The sequence below is a fragment of the Paraburkholderia sp. BCC1885 genome (assembly GCF_900996235.1).
In the GTDB taxonomy this organism is placed as follows: Bacteria; Pseudomonadota; Gammaproteobacteria; order Burkholderiales; family Burkholderiaceae; genus Paraburkholderia.
This window is the reverse complement of sequence record NZ_CAAJGM010000011.1, coordinates 124,835-141,212: the sequence shown is the minus strand read 5'-3', so window position 1 is coordinate 141,212 and position 16,378 is coordinate 124,835. Positions and strand designations below refer to the sequence as shown.

Here is a 16,378-nt window from a genome sequence, read left to right as displayed (position 1 = left end):
CAACTCGCTTTCAGATCGACACGCGGCCGAGCGGTCTCAGCTCGACATGCTCGCCGAGTTCCTGATACGAATAGACCGCGAGCCAGCCGAGCCGCGCTTCGATCATGCGCCGCACATAGCGGCGAATGTCCATCGAGGTCACCAGCGCCACGCCGTCGCGCGGCGCCATGCCCACAAACGACTGGATCTTGTCGATCAGCAGTGTCGCTTCGTCCGGCGGCAGCGCGAGAAAATTGCCGGTAGGCGTCTGCTTGATCGCCTGGCGAATATGTTGTTCGACCGGCATGTCGAACAGCACGGCCGAAAGCGTGCGCTCGCCACGCGCCGCGCGATGCGCGAGAAAGCGCGAGAGGTCGCCGCGTACATACTCGGTAAGCATCAGCATGTCCTTTTCCTTAGGACCCCACGCGATCAGACTTTCCATGATGGTGCGCACATTGCGGATGGAGATCTGTTCTTCGAGCAGACGCCGCAGCACGTCCGCGATCCGCTGCGGCGGCAGCACCTTTTGGACCTCGGCGACGAGGCCGGGATAGTCGCTCGCGAGCTGGTCGAGAATCCACTGCACTTCCTGAATGCCGAGAAACAGCGGTGCGTGCCGCCGCATCAGCGCAACCGAAGCATGGGCGATCACCTGTTCCGCGCGCCATACCGGGGTTTTCGCGGGCACGGAGCGCTCTTCGAGCCAATGCGTCGGCGCGCCGCTGGCGTCGATCGGGGAGCGTTCCTCGCTCTGGGCCAGTAGAGCCGCGAGCGCATTGTTGTCCTCGCCGGAGACGCTGGCAGCCGCGGCGCCCGATTGTCCCAGCCGCGCGGCCTCCGGCAGCATGACCTTGCCGCTGGGCAGTTCAATGGCGAGCTGGGGTACGTCGTGCACGAGGATTTCGCAGGTCGCGGCCGGCAGCGCGGCGTAGCTCCACATCGTGATGCCCGGAAACGGCAGGCCGAGTTCCTCCTGCAGACGAGCCCGTTCGGTTTCAAACGACTTGTCGAGTGCGGGCATGGTAAGCCGCGCCACGAGGTCAGGCGCGATCCGCACGCCGAGCGGACAGGTGAACTGCGGCGCGCGCGCGAGGATGGCAGGCACGTCGATCTTCGAGCCCGAACGCTGCATGGCGTGCAGCGATTCGCGCTCATGATCCTGCTGCTGCGGCTTTTTGGCGTTCAGCCGATAGGCGGTAAAGGCGAGGGTGCCGGACAGCAGCACGAACAGCGCGGCCGGAAAGCCGGGTACGGCGGCGAAGCCCAGCAGCAATACCGCCGCAAAATAGAGTGCGCGCGAACTGGAGCCGAGCTGACGGCCAATCTCATCGCCGAGCGAGCTGTGTTTCGCCTGGCGCTCGTCGGCCACACGCGTGATCATGACGCCGGCCGCCACCGAGAGCAGCAGCGAGGGAATCTGCGAGACCATCGCATCGCCGACGGAGAGAATCGAAAAGCGGTTCGCCGCGTCTCCCGCGCTCATGCCGTGATAGGCAACACCCACCGCGATGCCCGCCACGATATTGATCATGGTGATGATGAGGCCCGCAACCGCGTCGCCCTTGACGAACTTCATTGCCCCGTCCATGCCGCCGTGCAACTGGCTTTCGACCGCGAGCGTCGCGCGTTTGCGGCGCGCTTCTTCGGCGGTCAACAGATTGGCGCGCAGATCGGCGTCGATACTCATCTGTTTGCCGGGCAACGCGTCGAGCGTAAAGCGCGCGCCGACTTCGGCCACCCGCTCCGAACCCTTGGCGATCACAATGAACTGCACCGTGGTGATGATCACGAATACCACGAGACCGACCACCAGATTGCCGCCCACCACCAGTTCACCGAAACTTTCGATGATATGGCCGGCCTCGGCATGCAGCAGAATCGACTTGGTCGACGCGATGTTCAGCGACAGGCGATACAGTGTGGTGAACAGCAGCAGCGAAGGGAAGGCCGAAAGCGAGACCACGTCCGGCACATACATGGTCACCATCAGCAGCGTCACGCTGATGGTGATGTTCACGCCGAGCAGAATGTCGATCAGCGCGGGCGGCAACGGCAGGATCATCAGTGAGATGATCGCGACGATCAGCGCCACGATCCCGACTTCACCGCCTGCGGGAAGTTTCAGCGTTTTGAGCATGGAGGGTATCTCACGTCGGATTACCTGGTTATACGAATCAATGAAGCAGGGGCGGCGTATCGGGCGATTGATCGAGACTGTCCTCGCGGCGCACCCCAATCGCCTCTACCCAGCGCAGGATGGCAGCAACCGTTTCGAACAGTTCCTCGGGAATCGGCTGGTCGACACCTACCTTGTACAAAGCCCGCGCCACCGGCGGATTGCCGATGATCGGCACACCGGCGTCGCGAGCGGCATGCCGCAACTGCGCGGCTTGTTCGTCCATGCCTTTGGCGATCACGCGTGGCAGGGGATGCTCGTCGGGGGCGTAGCGCACGGCGACGGCATAATGAGTGGGGTTCACCACCATCATGTTCGCCATGCCCACCTTCGACTGCGGCGGCGCCGTGGCGAGTTCGCGCGCAAGCCGGCGGCGCTCGCCCTTGATGTGCGGGTCGCCCTCCTGGTTTTTGTGTTCGCGCTTCACCTCGTCCTTGCTCATCTTCATCTTCTTGAGAAACATGAAGCTCTGGAGCTTGACGTCGGCCGCGCCGACCAGCACGAACACCGCTGCCGCCACCATGAACAGTTTGAGCAGGATCTCCCAGAACATCCGCACGAGGCCCGGTAACGGTTGGTAGAGCGAACCAACGATCAGCGGGAAGAGCCATTTGATCGACTCCCACATCACGCAAAAAATAACGGCTGCCTTGACGACCATCTTGGCGCACTCGATCAGCGTGTGCACCGAGAAAATCTTCTTGAGGCCCGCTGCCGGACTGACGGCTTTCGGGTCGGGCGTGATCGGCTTGGTGGTGATCTGGATGCCTACCTGGCCGAGCGACCCTGCGATCGCGGCCAGCGCCGCCACGCAAACGCAGGGCAAGATGGCCGAAAGTGCGACACCGCCGAGCTTGTAGAGCAGCGTATTCATGTTGGTGAGCGAATGGTCGCTGTCGATGAAAGCCATCGCCGTGTTCACCACGGCGCGCATCGCATCGCTAAAGCGGCTTGCACCGCCTATCAGCAGGACCACCACGGCCATCATCGAGATCGAGTCGGTCAGGTCGCTGCTGCGCGAAACCTGGCCTTCCTTGCGGGCATCCTTGAGCTTTTTGTCGGTGGGTTCTTCGGTCTTTTCGTCGCTCATGCGTCGGCTCGGCTGGAAAGGGCGGCAAGGGGCGTGGAAAACTGCTCGCCCGACGATAGCGCTCGCGCCCTTGACGCATCGGCCCTGAAGCGAAGCTGTCGCACGCCTCGCGAAGCCCGCGCGGCCTGTGCGGCCTATGCGACCCGAGCGGCTCGTGCGCGACCAGAAGCGGCGTTGTTGCGCGCGCGCCATGCCACGCCTGGTACGCGCCGCTCCGGCTTCGCTTGCGGCGCGTTCGCTTCGCATCGCGGCGCTTGTGCCGCCGCGGCAGTTGCTATGTTTGACGCATTCCTCATGACCGGCCGCGCATGGCGTGGCCGCTTTCAACGTCTCTGCCAGGAGTGAGTCGCCATGACCGCCAGCACGCCGGAATACATGAATTGCAGCCCCAATGTGATCGGCGGGCTGATCGAAACTGTTTCGACCGCCTTGCTCAGCAATTTTCCGAAAGTCTCCGCCGACCCTTACGACATCGAACTGGTGCTCGACGCGTTGCGTGTGCTGCGTCCCCGCGTGACCGAGATCGACACGCTCGACGGCATTCTGCATATGGTGCGCGGCCATTGGGACGACGCCATTCACGTGCTGCGTCAGGTGGGCGAGAACGCGCCGCGCTTCGGCTATGCGAAGGCGCTGCTGGCGTTCTGCCTGTCCGCGAAGGGCCATCCGGACTGGAAGCAGTGCGCGACCGAAGCCATGGAGATCAACCCGAGCCGCGATACCCAGGCGCTGGTGCGGGCACTCGAAGCACGCGAGGATCTGCTCAAGGCGATGCGTGTGAAGCGCAACGGCGGCCAGTTCGTGACGCCGGCCTCGTGCGAAGCGCTCGCCGAATTCAATGCGGAAAGCGAAAGCGCCGAAGCGGCTCCCGCAGTGGCGCACGCGCCGGCACCGGTGGCCGCGGCTATTCCGCACGCGTCGTTTCTGCGCGCCTGAGGCGCTGCAGGTCTTTTCACCCGCCACGGAGCCGCATATGACTGTCAACGTCAACGCGTCGGCATTACAGGCCTCGCTCGATCAGCTCTCGCAGGGCGCCGCCGCGCCTGGTGCGCAAACGTCCACGCAGTTGGCCGACAAATTCCAGTCGCTGATGCAAAAGGCGCCGATGAGCGCGCCCGCTGCGCCGCAGGATGACGGCACGGCGGTCGCCTCGAAGCTGGTTGCTTCGCAGGACGCGGAATTGCAGCAGACCGTCAACGATGCGCTCGATCTCGCGCAGCGCGCGCCGACGCTGACCATGAACGAAATGAGCGCCGGCACGATCCGCATGACGCTCGAACTCGCCAGCACGCAGCTCGATCTGGAAGCGAAGATGGGCGTGGTCGATTCGTCGAAGTCGGCCATCGAAACACTGATGAAAAACCAGTAAGGTTACCTAACGACTGTCGTAACAGGCATCTTATGGATGTCTGTCATGTGGGGAATCACGAGGCTTAACCATGTCAGACCGAACGCCGAATCGCCGCCGCAGCGCGCCTTTGCTGTGCGTGCTCGCGCTATGCGTGCTGCTCGCCGGCTGCAAGAAAGAGCTATACGGCAACCTCTCCGAGCAGGATGTGAACGAGATGGTGGTGGCATTGCTGGAACGCGGCGTCGACGCTTCGAAGGACACGTCGGACGCCGGCAAAACCTGGTCTCTCGACGTGGACGACGGGCAATTGGTGCGCGCGATGGAAGTGCTGCGCGCGCGCGGCCTGCCTAAAAACAAGTTCGACGACCTGGGCGATCTGTTCAAGAAGGACGGCCTCGTCTCGACACCGACCGAAGAACGCGTGCGGTTCATCTACGGCATGTCGCAGGAGCTTTCGTCGACGTTGTCGAAGATCGACGGGGTTTTGGTGGCGCGCGTACAGATCGTACTGCCGAATAACGATCCGCTGGCTCAGACCATCAAACCCTCATCCGCTGCGGTTTTTATCAAGTATCGTCCGGATTCGGATATCGGCGCGCTCGTGCCGCAGATCAAAACGCTGGTCATGCATAGCGTGGAAGGGCTCACCTACGACGAGGTGAGCGTAACCGCGGTCGCCGCTGACCCAGTCGAGTTGTCGCAATTGCCGCAGTCGAATGGTTTGCCCGGCTGGCTGATTGGTGTGTTGGCCGGCGCGACGGTGCTGGTCGCAACCGCGCTACTCGTGCTGGCGAAACGTGGCGTGCTGGCTGGCCAGGCACAAAGTGGCGCGGCAGGCCCAGCAAGTGGCGATACAGGAACCGGCCGGCTCGGCGGGCTGCTCGCGCGCCTGCGTCGTTTGCGGCCGGCTGGCTGATCTCGTATGCACTGCCGATGAACGCCCCCGTCGATTTGCCATTTATGCGAGCTGCCGCGGCGCTTGAGGCTTATCGCAGCAACCTGGCGCAAGCCGCACTGTGGTCCGATTCTTCGTGGAGCGCAGTTCTGCTTGGAGCCGACGACACCCAGCTTGTGAGTTGGCATACGGCGCTGCAACAGGCGAGTGCGGCCGCGCTGGAAAACTGCTCGCGAGCGCTGGCTCATGCCGCCGGGGTGCGCACGCCGGGGCTTGATACCTTGACGCAAGCCGCCCTGTGCGGTGCTCCGGCGGCAACCGGGTCATCCATGGCAAGCACTGCGGCCCCGGCTGCACTGCAACCCAACGCCGCGCTGCTCGACGTATTACCTGCGCGGATTGGCCTGCGTGTGCTGCGTATGCGCGCGCTATCGTTCCGGCGCGCCGAGGTGCGGCATCTGATCGACCGGCGCAGCCGCGCGCAGTTGTCCGAATGGGCGGGCGTCGGCATCGACCGTCTGACTCAGGATGCGCACCTCGCCGATGCTCCCGACACAACCCGCCTTGCCGCGCGCGCCGCGATGCCGCCGCTTGCCACATTGGATGCCGCCGCGCTCGCCATCGAAGGCTGCACGCTATTGCTGCGCGACCTCGCAACCGCTGGACACAGCGGTTCGCGCATACCGTTTCCGCTGCTCAGGCTTGCCTTGCCGCGGGTACTGCCAACGCCACCGTGGCTCGCTGCCGTACCGGCGCAGATCGACGCGCTGGGCACGGCGCGGCTTTTCGTGCGCCTGTCTGAATTGCTACCGGAGTGGGCATGGCTATTTGGTTGAAAAGCGCCCGTTCGGCGCCAGGCGAGATTGACGCCAATGGACTCGTGGCGCGCGTCGGCGCGGCGAGCGATGTGATTCCACGCGAGACCTTCGGCACGCTGGTTTCTATCGACGCGGCTTATAAGGAACTCGCGGCGGAACGCGATTGGTTGCTGGCGTCCGCGCGCGAGGAAGCAGCAGAGATCGTCGCTGCGGGCCATGCACAGGCGGGACAGATTATCGAAGAGGCCCAGCGCGAATACGATACCGCTGCGGAACAGGGCTATCGCGATGGCTGTGACCGCGCGCTGGCCGACTGGATGGAGCGCCTCGCCGACGTCGCGGACGCGCAGAGCCAGTTGCAGATCCGCATGCGTGAGCGGCTGGCGGGGATCGTCGCGTCGGCGGTCGAACAGATCGTGCGGGTCGAGTCGCATGAGGCTTTGTTCGAACGGGCGCTGGCGACGGTGGACCGCATCGTCGATGGCGCAACGTATCTGCGGGTAGCCGTCCACCCCGCCGATTACGATGAGGCCAAGGCCACCTTCGACCGGCTCGCGGCACGCTGGCACGAACTGGGACGGCCCATCCCGCTTTCGGTGGTGGCCGACAAGCGCCTCGGCCCAGGAAGCTGCGTGTGCGAGTCGGATTTCGGCACGGTGGACGCGAGCCTCGATACGCAGCTTCGCGCAATGAGCAGTGCCGTGTCGCGCGCATTGAAACGGTCGGTGGAAGAAGCGGAGGCCGAGGAAGCGATGCGCGCCGAGGACGAAGCCGATGACAACGAGACCGCTGCCGGCGACGAAGGTGACGCATCGCATACCGGCCACTCTCAATCCGCCACCGAAGGGGCCGCATGAGCACACCCTGGCTGACCCGCACGATCGATTTCGAGCGCCTGACCGACGCAATCGAACGCGAGATTCTTGCCGTGCCTGGCGTGGCGCGTACCGGCAAGGTCCTCGAAGTGATCGGCACGCTGATCAAGGTGGCGGGCCTCGACGTGTCGCTTGGCGAACTATGCGAACTGCGCGCGCCGAACGGCACGCTTCTTCAGCATGCCGAAGTAATCGGCTTTACCCGCGACGTGGCGCTACTTTCGCCGTTTTCGCGGCTGGAGAACATTTCGCGCTCCACCCAGGTGATCGGTCTGGGCCGGCCGCTTTCGGTCAAGGTGGGCGACATGCTGCTCGGCCGCGTGATCGACAGTCTTGGCGAACCGGTGGATGGCGGCCCGCCCATCGAGTCCGACACGCTGCGGCCCATCTTCGCCTCGCCGCCGGATCCAATGAGCCGCCGCATGATCGACGCACCGTTCGCCACCGGCGTCCGTGTGGTGGACGCCATGATGACGCTCGCAGAAGGGCAGCGGATGGGCATTTTCGCCCCTGCGGGCGTCGGCAAGAGTACCTTGCTCGGCATGTTCGCGCGCGGCGCATCGTGCGACGTCAACGTGATTGCGCTGATTGGCGAGCGTGGCCGTGAAGTGCGCGAATTCGTCGAACTGATTCTTGGCCCCGAGGGGATGGCGCGTTCGGTGGTGGTGTGCGCAACCTCGGACCGCTCATCCACGGAGCGCGCCAAGGCCGCCTATGTGGCGACCGCGATTGCCGAGTACTTCCGCGACCGCGGCCAGCGCGTGCTGCTGATGATGGACTCGTTGACGCGTTTCGCGCGGGCCGGCCGTGAGATCGGGCTGGCAGCGGGCGAGCCGCCGGCGCGGCGCGGCTTTCCGCCGTCCATCTTTGCCGAGTTGCCGCGTCTGCTCGAACGCGCCGGCATGGGGGCGACCGGTTCGATCACCGCGTTATACACGGTGCTGGCGGAAGACGACAGCGGCAGCGACCCGATTGCCGAGGAAGTGCGCGGGATTCTGGATGGCCACATGATCCTTTCGCGTGAAATAGCGGCTAAAAACCAGTATCCCGCCATCGATGTGCTGGGGAGTCTGTCGCGCGTCATGTCGCAAGTGGTGCCGCAACAATATGTCCAGGCCGCCGCGCGGATTCGCGAACTGATGGCGAAGCATCGCGAGGTGGAAATGCTGCTGCAGATCGGCGAGTATCAGCCCGGCACCAACGCGCTCGCCGATGAAGCCATCGCCAAGCTCGATTCGATCAAGGCGTTTCTCTCGCAGCGCACCACGGATTACGCGGCCCCGGCCGACACTGAAGCGCAGTTGTACGCATTGAGCGGGCTCGGCGGATGACGGCCAGGGGAGCAAGCGGCTCGCGTGACCGCCGGATCATCGCGCTCGACCGCTCGTGCACGCGGCGCCGCCGTCTCGACGAGACATTGCGCGCGACGCTCAATGCACAGCGCAACACGCATGCGTCGCTTGAAGCCGCTCACGACGCCAAGGCCGCCCAACTCGAACACGAGGCGGGCATCGTGCGCTTTTATCAGCATCGTATGGACGCGATGATGACCGGGAGCGAGGCCTTCTCGCTCGAAGAGCTGAACGGCTGCCGGCGCTATCTGGAGATCGTCGCCGAACGCCTGCGCGCACTCGAAGGCGAACTGGCGCACGCCGAAGCCGCGGTGCAGAACAGCTCGGCAATGCTCGTGAAAATCCAGCGCGATATCGCGCTGAACCAGGGGCGTATCGATCTGTGCGGCGAGCGTATCCAGCAGATCCGCCGCAAGTGCGACGAAGCCGCGGAAAACACCAGCGACGAAGAGGCCGAAGAAACCGCGCTGGCACGCCGCTTCCAGCAGCAGAGGGCACGCGCGTGAACGATATCTTTTCGGCGCTGCCGCAGCTTGGCCAGTTGCTGGTCGGCTATATCACGTTGATCGGGGTCTGCTCGCTGCGTCTCTTTATCGTGATGTTCATTTTCCCGCCTACCGCCGACGGTTTGCTGCAAGGCGTGGTGCGCAATGCGATCGTGCTGCTGTTTAGTTCCTATGTGGCGTATGGACAACCGGCTTCGTTTATCGAATCGCTGCATGGCGTCGCGCTGCTTGAAATCGGCCTGCGCGAAGGGATGATCGGTCTCGTGATCGGTTTTGCCGCTTCCATCGTGTTCTGGGTGGCCGAAAGCGCCGGCACCTATATCGACGATCTGACCGGCTATAACAACGTGCAGATCACCAACCCGACCCGTCAGGAGCAATCCACGCCCACCGCGACGCTGCTTGGCCAGGTCGCCACCGTCGCGTTCTGGGCGCTGGGCGGCATGACGTTTCTGCTCGGCACGCTCTACGAATCGTATAGCTGGTGGCCGATCACCTCGGCGGGGCCGAACGTGACGAACATGATCGAGTCGTTCGTGCTGCAGCAGACCGATACGCTGATGCAGACCGTCGCCAAGATCGCGGCACCGATGATGCTGATTCTGTTGCTGATCGATTTTGCCTTCGGCTTCGCGTCGAAGTCGGCTTCGAAACTCGATCTGATGACCTTGAGCCAGCCGGTCAAAGGCGCGGTGACCGTGCTGATGCTGGCGCTCTTCGTGGGTATCTTCGTGGACCAGGTCCGCGAACAGGTGACCGTCGCCGGTCTGGCCGCGCAATTTCGCACACTCACGCATGCCGCGACCAAACCTTGAGTTTTGCTTGAGAAAGTGAGGCCTCAAGCCACGCGCAAGGGCTGTGGAGGCCGAACACTCAACACTTCTCAAATGCGCGGAAAATGTCAGATTTATTGAAAGTTTGCGCCTCGCGTTTGACTACATTTGACTCCATCCGATGACGTGCGCTTCCAGTGCACGACGCGGTCCGCAATCAGAGGAGTCGAATCATGTTCTCGATGCTGTACTTCCCCGTTGTCGCCGCTCTCGCTACACCCACACCTAACGCCGGGCCGGCGCTTTCCAGCCGCTATCTGGATGCATTGCTCAACGGCAAGCTCAATGCCGCGCGCCAGCAGATCAGCCGCTGGGCCGAAGAGGCCGGCCACGCCGAGCACGCACCCTATGGCCTGCAATTGCACGCCGACATGCAGTTGATGCTCGGCATCGAAGTGGAAGCTGAAGAAAACTATCGACGTTCGCAAAAGCTGATTCGTTCGTCGAAGCACGCCATTCGTATTGCCTCGTGCCGCAACGCTGCGTGGCAGGCCTTTTTCCGTCATCGGCTCGGCACTGCGCTAGCGTGTTTCTCGCGCGTCGCCGATGAGCCGGAGATCGAACCGGCGCGGGCGGCGGAAGCGCACTTCGGCATGGTCTGCGTGTTGCAGGAACTCGGCCGCACCGGCGAGGCGAACGACGCGCTCGAAAGTCTGGCTGAACTGGTGGAGCGTGATATCGAAGACCATCAGGATCATTGGCACGATGTGCTGGCTACTTTGCGCTTCGATCTCGCCGTGCAGAGCGAAGTACGCAGCGCCAGCGCGTTGGGCGATCATGTGTATTGGCAGTCGGCCTTGTCGAGCGACCGCGTGTTGCGCGCGCCGCATGCCGTCGGCACGACGGTCGACAGCCTGCGCGAAGCCGTGCTTGGTGTGCGTACACCGCTGCTGCGCGGCCGTATCGATTATCTGAAGCGGCTGCGTCTCGCGGCCTGTGCGGACCGCGATGCGATCGGCGGCCTGCATGATTATCTGAATTGGGCGCGCGAACAGGGCCTGCTCGACTATCAGCGCACGCTGCGTCTGGAGATCGCGCTCGCCACGCTGGCAGGCGCCGCGCCGCATCTCGCGCATGCGGTGCTCGAACCGCTGCATCAGGTGGGCCGTAACGGCACCACCGGCCACCGCCATCTCGAGTATCTGTACTGCACGGCCAAGACGCGCCAGGCGCAGGGCCGCGCGCAGGAATCGCTGCAACTGTATAGCCGCTATGCATTGGTGGCCATGCAGTGCCTGCGCGAGGACTCGCACGCGCGTGCGCCGTCGCTCAATCGCGCGGGCAAACCATCGCCGCAACTCGACGATGTCAGCGCCCGGCTGCCCGCCAAGTATCGCCGCGCCTATGGCTATGTGCTCGACAATCTCGACCGGCGCGATCTCTCGGTGCGCGAAGTGGCGGCGGAAATCGGTGTGACGGAGCGGGCGCTGCAAAGCGCGTTTAAAAACTTCCTCGGACTTTCGCCCACCGAACTGATTCGCCGGCAGCGCATGGAACGGATTCGCGCGGAGCTGACCGAAAACTCCTATGCCAGCGAGCGCGGCGTGCTGAGCGCAGCGAGCAAGTGGGGCGTGCAAAACCGCTCGACGCTGGTAAACGGCTACCGCAAGCAGTTTCATGAAGCGCCCTCCGAGACGCTCGAACGATAAGACCTCGCAGCATGGCGGCGTGCTACGCGCCGCCATGCGCGCGCCGCCATTTTATTCACCTCTACCCACACGACTCCATGAAATCGAAGAGGCTATTTTGCGCCGCGTGGCTCGCGGCGTCGCTCGCACTCGCCGCAGCCGCACCGGCTCACGCGGCGCCGGTGCGCTGGCGCAGTTCGACGGTGCATATCGCCGTCGAGGGTAAAGATCTGAAGGACGTGTTGCGCGATTTCACGGCGAGCCAGGGTGTGGCCGCTTCGATCGCGGGCAACGTGCAGGGCTCGGTGACGGGGCATTTCGATACCTCGCCGCAGCGTTTTCTCGACACGTTGGCGGCGACTTTCGGCTTCGTCTGGTTTTATGACGGCAGTGTGCTGACCATCACCAGCGCGAACGACATCACCCATCAGGTGATCAAGCTCGATCATGCTTCGCCTGCGGATCTGCGCGCCGCGCTGCAAACCATGAGCATCGACGATACGCGTTTTCCGATTTCCTATGACGAGGCGGCCGGCACGGCGCTCGTCAACGGACCGCCGCAGTATGTGCAACTCGTGATGGAAGTGGCGCAACGGCTGGACGATCACGCCAACCGGCGCGGTGGCTCGATCATTCGCGTTTTCAAGCTGAAAAATGCGTGGGCGGCGGATCATAAGGTGCGCATCGACGACAATACGATCACGGTGCCGGGTGTTGCCACGGTGCTGTCGAATATGTATCACGCGAAGCAGGAGCAGGGTGGCGGGGGTGGCAGCGGCGACAGCAGCTATGCGCAGAACTCCGTCGCGCCCAACATGCAGCGCCTGCAGCCGATGAACGACGTCAACGGCAATAGCTCGGGCGGTGGCTTGCAGACCTTGTTGCCGCCGCTGCCGGCCAACATGCCGCAGGGTCAAGGGCAGGATACGTCGCTGGGCGGGCTGGTGGGCAACTCGGCCGCGCCGAACTTCGGCAGCGGCGGCAACGTGGGTTACGGCAGCGTGCCGGGCCGTTCGCAGGGCAGCGTGGGTGCAAGCGGTGGCGGCGATCTGAGCTTGCCGATCATGCAGGCCGACCCGACCACCAACTCGGTGCTGATCCGCGACACACCCGAGCGAATTGATCAGTATGCCTCATTGATCGACAAACTCGATACCCGGCCGAAGCTGATCGAGATCGAGGCGCATATCATCGAGATCGACGATGACCTGCTGTCGCAGATCGGTGTCGACTGGCGTGCGCACAACAGTCATATCGATGCGCAAACCGGCGACGGCACCACGGCGCAGAACAGTTTTGCGAACGGCCAGGTCAACCCGTCGTTCGGCACCACGACGCTGGCGGACGGCACGACGGTGGTGGAATCGACACCGGTGGGTGGCTCGCTGACCGCGGTGCTCGGTGGCGCCGGGCGTTATCTGATGGCGCGCATCAACGCGTCGCAGAGCAACACGAAGGCGAAGATCGACGCCTCGCCGAAAGTCGCGACACTCGATAACGTCGAAGCGGTCATGGACAACAAGACGAAATTCTTCGTGCGCGTATCAGGCTACACGTCAGCGGATCTGTATAGCGTATCGACCGGCGTTTCGCTGCGCGTCCTGCCGATGGTGGTGTCCGATAACGGCCAGACCCGCATCAAGCTCAACGTGCATATCGAAGACGGCGAGATGACGGGGCAGCAGGTGGACAGCATTCCGGTTATCACAACCAGCGAAATCAATACTCAGGCTTTTGTCGGCGAAGGCGAGAGTCTGCTGATTGCCGGCTATAGCAAGGACAGCAATTCGAATGGCGTGACCAGCGTGCCCCTGCTGTCGAAGATTCCGCTGCTCGGTGCGCTGTTTCGCGACAATAACGATAGCCACTCGCATACGGAGACTATCTTTCTGTTGACGCCGCGCGTGCTGAGTTTGTAACGAGCGTGTGACGGGTTGGTGATGAAAGGTCAGGGCGCCTCGCGGGGCGCTCTATCTGCGTTGCGGGAGGCAGGCGCAGGCAAGCGCATCGGAGATGGAGTAAAGCGGCAGCGCCGCACCTGACCAGGACGAAGCAATCGCCCATGGCGTGCTGGCGCGAACTGACCGCGTCCTGTCTGCCACCTCGTTCGAAGCAAGCGGCGCGTCTGCGTTGCCGGCCGGTTGCGTTTGCGCGTTGACGTCCGCATCGCCATCCGTGCTATCGCCGGACAGTTCGATACGATAGCCATGCGCATAGCGCGTGCGTAGATGCACACCGGCCGCGCCGTTCAGATCCAGCTTCTTGCGTAGCTTGTAGATATGCTGTTCGAGCGTGCGGCCGACGATATCTTCAGTGCTCCCCCAGATTGCCGCAGCCATCTGTTTGCGGCTCACGTATTCGCCGGCGCGCGAAAAAAGCAGCCAGGCAATCGCAAACTCGCGCACGGTCATGCGCACGCTGCGCTCGTTGATCTGCACGACACTAGCGCGCCGGTCGAGGCGATAGCCGCCGAAGCGCAGAATATCGTCCGCATGCGCCGGCGTGACTGACTGGATGCGGCGCAATGCAAGGCGGGTCCGCGCGGCCAGTTCGCCGGGATTGAGTGGCGCCAGCACGATATCGTCAGCGCCTGCATTGAACGCGCGTTCGATGCTGTCGCGATCCGCGAACTCGCCGACAAAGATCAGCGCGGCGCGCCGGTCGTCGTAACAGGCGCGATGCGCGAGCACGGCACGAGTCGATTCGATGCCATTCGATGCATCGATAAAAATCGCGTCGTAATCGTCGCGGGAAATCGCCCGCGATAATGCGGTGTCATCGCGAAAGCGCCGATATTCAATAGCGTCGTCGCTGAATGCGCTGAGATTATCGAGGTCGTTAAAGCACTGGCAAATCCGATTGAACAGATTGCCGTTGGTGGTCAACACGGCGAATTTCAATTTGTTCTCCGGAGGCGATGCTAAAGGCGCCCTACGCCGCGGGCAGTACAGGTGGGCGTAGGGGCCGCTTGCTGCAACGGGCCGGCAGATCGGCCGGTTGCAGGGCGCAGGAGGAGAGCGGTGATGCGTTACTTGACCTGTTCGACCTGGCCGCGAATTTCGCCGCCGGGATTCTTCGCGGTATGCACGTTGAAATACCAGTTGCCGGCGAGCAGGTCGCTTTCCTGTGCGGCGGTGAGCGTGGCCTGACCTTCGATCGGGCTCGCCAGTTTGTCCATCGGAATCGGAATTACGACGCCTGCGTTCTTGCCGACGGGCGCGGGACCATGAAAATGCGCCATGCTGGCCGGGCCGGTGAGGTCCGCATAGGTGACCTTCCACTGCAGCACTTTCGACGACGTGTCGTAGGTGCCGCTCAGTTGGCCGTGGCCATTGCTGGCTTTCGGCGGGACTTCGGAGGACGCGAGCAGGTCGGCTTTCAGGTTGAGCGTGTCGGCAATCGCGAGCGCGGGCGCCGCGAGGCTCAGCGACAGCACCATAGCCGTGAGCATTCGATTCATTTTCATAGACGTCTCGTGGAATGGAGAGAGGATAACCGGCGCCGCCCGCGATGCCCGCGATACCTTGAGCGATGCGTGACGGTGCTGGTTACTCTATTGAACGCCTGCTGTTGGCGGCTTATTCCCTGACGTGACGGTCTTTTTTGGGGCGTGCGCGGTGGCTAGCGACGCTGTCGCGAACCATTGCGCAGCAAGGCGGCGGGGATGGAGAGCGACGCGTAGGCGCTGTTATCGCTGCCGGAGTAGAGGGTCGTGTCGGTCGCGGTGACGTTTGCCACGAGGTTCGCGGAACCCGGCGCTCCAAGGCTCCAGAATGCCGCGTATTGCCCCCACGGCTGCGCGGTGCGGGCCGCTTCGCTGTCGTGGGGATGGACGTCGAGGGCGCGGCAGGCGCGGGCCGCGAGCGGCTCGTCTGCGTGGGCGGCTTCGCTGAGCGCCGCCTCGACCGCCTGCAAGGCTGCGACGGCCAGCGGTTCGGCGCGCTGCGTCGCCGGATCGCGCAAGGTACGGGCGTCGAGCGCGAGCTCCGTTTCGCTTTCCACTGTCGAATCGCACAGCTCCACGCGGTAGCCGTGCGCATACATGGTGCGCAGTTGCACGCCGGAACTGCCGTTCAGGCCCAGCTTCTTGCGCAGCTTGTAGATATGCTGTTCGAGGGTGCGGCCGACGATATCCTCGGTGCTGCTCCAGATCGCACCGGCAATCTGGCGGCGGCTCACATATTCGCCGGCGCGCGAGAACAGCAGCCACGCAATCGCAAACTCGCGCACCGTTAGGCGCACGATGCGCTCGTTGACCAGCACGACGCCGGCGCGTCGATCGAGCTTATAAGGTCCAAGCGCGGCGGAGTCTTCGGTAGGCGCTGCCGGGGTCGACTGGAAGCGCCGCAACGCCAGCAGTGTGCGCACGGCCAGTTCGCTACGGTCGACCGGCGACAGCACGACATCGTCGGCGCCGGCCTCGAAAGCCCGCTCGATGCTGTCGCGATCGGCAAACGAGCCCACCACGATCAGGGGCGCGCGCCGGTCGCCATAGCAGGCGCGGCGGGCGAATACGGCGCGGGTCGAATCGATGCCGGTGGCTGCATCGACCAGAATCGCGTGATAGTCCTCGCGATAAATGGCTCGCGAGAGCGCCACGTCGTCATGAAAACGGCAGCACTCGATGGTGTCGTCGCCAAAGCTCTGGCATATCAGATTGAACAGATTGCTGTTGGTGGTCATCACGGCGAATTTCAACATGCCCTCCAGGACGGATACCAACGGTTGTGCTCCGAATGCCGAACTGCAAATGCCGAACTGCACGACCCGAAAATTAAGACCCATAAAATATCAGGGCTGTAACGAATTGTTTCCCCTGGACGGATCACGGTTTACAGGTAAACATTTTCGATGAGCATTGATTGATTTGTT

15 protein-coding genes are annotated in these 16,378 nt (G+C 63.3%); 10 read left to right on the top strand and 5 right to left on the bottom strand.

What is annotated here, in order from left to right; translation table 11 throughout:
* Positions 1 to 10 precede the first annotated feature (10 nt).
* Both sctV and sctU read right to left on the bottom strand, forming a co-directional pair.
* The gene (gene sctV, locus FQ755_RS00730) at positions 11 to 2,044 is read right to left on the bottom strand and encodes a type III secretion system export apparatus subunit SctV (RefSeq protein ID WP_409936978.1); all 2,034 of its coding nucleotides are present in this window, start codon (positions 2,042 to 2,044) and stop codon (positions 11 to 13) included.
* A 112-nt stretch (positions 2,045 to 2,156) separates the two neighbouring features.
* A complete protein-coding gene (gene sctU, locus FQ755_RS00725; RefSeq protein ID WP_144150198.1) occupies positions 2,157 to 3,248 on the bottom strand; it encodes a type III secretion system export apparatus subunit SctU in 1,092 nt (363 codons plus the stop codon).
* 351 nt (positions 3,249 to 3,599) lie between these two features.
* On the opposite strand from sctU, the gene FQ755_RS00720 reads away from it, so the two are divergent.
* The 10 genes from FQ755_RS00720 to sctC all read left to right on the top strand — a co-directional run bounded on the left by FQ755_RS00720 (position 3,600) and on the right by sctC (position 13,425).
* The gene (locus FQ755_RS00720; RefSeq protein ID WP_144150197.1) at positions 3,600 to 4,184 is read left to right on the top strand and encodes an HrpB1 family type III secretion system apparatus protein; all 585 of its coding nucleotides are present in this window, start codon (positions 3,600 to 3,602) and stop codon (positions 4,182 to 4,184) included.
* A 37-nt stretch (positions 4,185 to 4,221) separates the two neighbouring features.
* Positions 4,222 to 4,617 carry a type III secretion protein HrpB2 gene (locus FQ755_RS00715; protein ID WP_144150196.1) on the top strand — a complete coding sequence of 132 codons (396 nt, stop codon included), beginning with the start codon at positions 4,222 to 4,224 and terminating at the stop codon, positions 4,615 to 4,617.
* Positions 4,618 to 4,687: 70 nt separating this feature from the next.
* Positions 4,688 to 5,515, top strand: a complete 828-nt coding sequence (gene sctJ / locus FQ755_RS00710) for a type III secretion system inner membrane ring lipoprotein SctJ (protein WP_144150195.1) — start codon at positions 4,688 to 4,690, stop codon at positions 5,513 to 5,515.
* Between the two features lie 17 nt (positions 5,516 to 5,532).
* On the top strand, positions 5,533 to 6,330 hold the full coding sequence (locus tag FQ755_RS00705; protein ID WP_144150194.1) for a type III secretion protein HrpB4: 798 nt from the start codon (positions 5,533 to 5,535) through the stop codon (positions 6,328 to 6,330).
* Complete coding sequence (gene sctL, locus FQ755_RS00700; protein ID WP_144150193.1) at positions 6,315 to 7,169, top strand: type III secretion system stator protein SctL; 855 nt, start codon at positions 6,315 to 6,317, stop codon at positions 7,167 to 7,169. The genes FQ755_RS00705 and sctL overlap by 16 nt, the downstream gene beginning before the upstream one ends.
* Positions 7,166 to 8,518 (top strand): type III secretion system ATPase SctN, encoded by a 1,353-nt coding sequence (gene sctN, locus FQ755_RS00695; protein ID WP_144150192.1) that lies wholly within the window; start codon positions 7,166 to 7,168, stop codon positions 8,516 to 8,518. The genes sctL and sctN overlap by 4 nt, the downstream gene beginning before the upstream one ends.
* Positions 8,515 to 9,045, top strand: a complete 531-nt coding sequence (locus tag FQ755_RS00690; RefSeq protein WP_144150191.1) for a type III secretion protein HrpB7 — start codon at positions 8,515 to 8,517, stop codon at positions 9,043 to 9,045. Before sctN ends, FQ755_RS00690 begins: the two co-directional genes overlap by 4 nt.
* Positions 9,042 to 9,860 (top strand): type III secretion system export apparatus subunit SctT, encoded by an 819-nt coding sequence (sctT, locus tag FQ755_RS00685; protein ID WP_144150190.1) that lies wholly within the window; start codon positions 9,042 to 9,044, stop codon positions 9,858 to 9,860. Before FQ755_RS00690 ends, sctT begins: the two co-directional genes overlap by 4 nt.
* A gap of 191 nt (positions 9,861 to 10,051) precedes the next feature.
* Positions 10,052 to 11,527 carry a helix-turn-helix transcriptional regulator gene (locus tag FQ755_RS00680; protein ID WP_144150189.1) on the top strand — a complete coding sequence of 492 codons (1,476 nt, stop codon included), beginning with the start codon at positions 10,052 to 10,054 and terminating at the stop codon, positions 11,525 to 11,527.
* Between the two features lie 77 nt (positions 11,528 to 11,604).
* Positions 11,605 to 13,425: a type III secretion system outer membrane ring subunit SctC gene (gene sctC, locus FQ755_RS00675; protein WP_144150188.1), complete on the top strand. Its 1,821-nt coding sequence runs from the start codon at positions 11,605 to 11,607 to the stop codon at positions 13,423 to 13,425.
* A gap of 51 nt (positions 13,426 to 13,476) precedes the next feature.
* Here sctC and FQ755_RS00670 read toward each other — a convergent pair whose 3' ends face one another.
* The 3 genes from FQ755_RS00670 to FQ755_RS00660 all read right to left on the bottom strand — a co-directional run bounded on the left by FQ755_RS00670 (position 13,477) and on the right by FQ755_RS00660 (position 16,207).
* A complete protein-coding gene (locus FQ755_RS00670; protein WP_260858224.1) occupies positions 13,477 to 14,406 on the bottom strand; it encodes a response regulator transcription factor in 930 nt (309 codons plus the stop codon).
* A gap of 128 nt (positions 14,407 to 14,534) precedes the next feature.
* Entirely contained in the window at positions 14,535 to 14,957 is a 423-nt protein-coding gene (locus tag FQ755_RS00665; protein ID WP_144150292.1) for a CHRD domain-containing protein, read from the bottom strand.
* 170 nt (positions 14,958 to 15,127) lie between these two features.
* On the bottom strand, positions 15,128 to 16,207 hold the full coding sequence (locus FQ755_RS00660) for a response regulator transcription factor (protein WP_260858222.1): 1,080 nt from the start codon (positions 16,205 to 16,207) through the stop codon (positions 15,128 to 15,130).
* Positions 16,208 to 16,378: the final 171 nt, after the last annotated feature.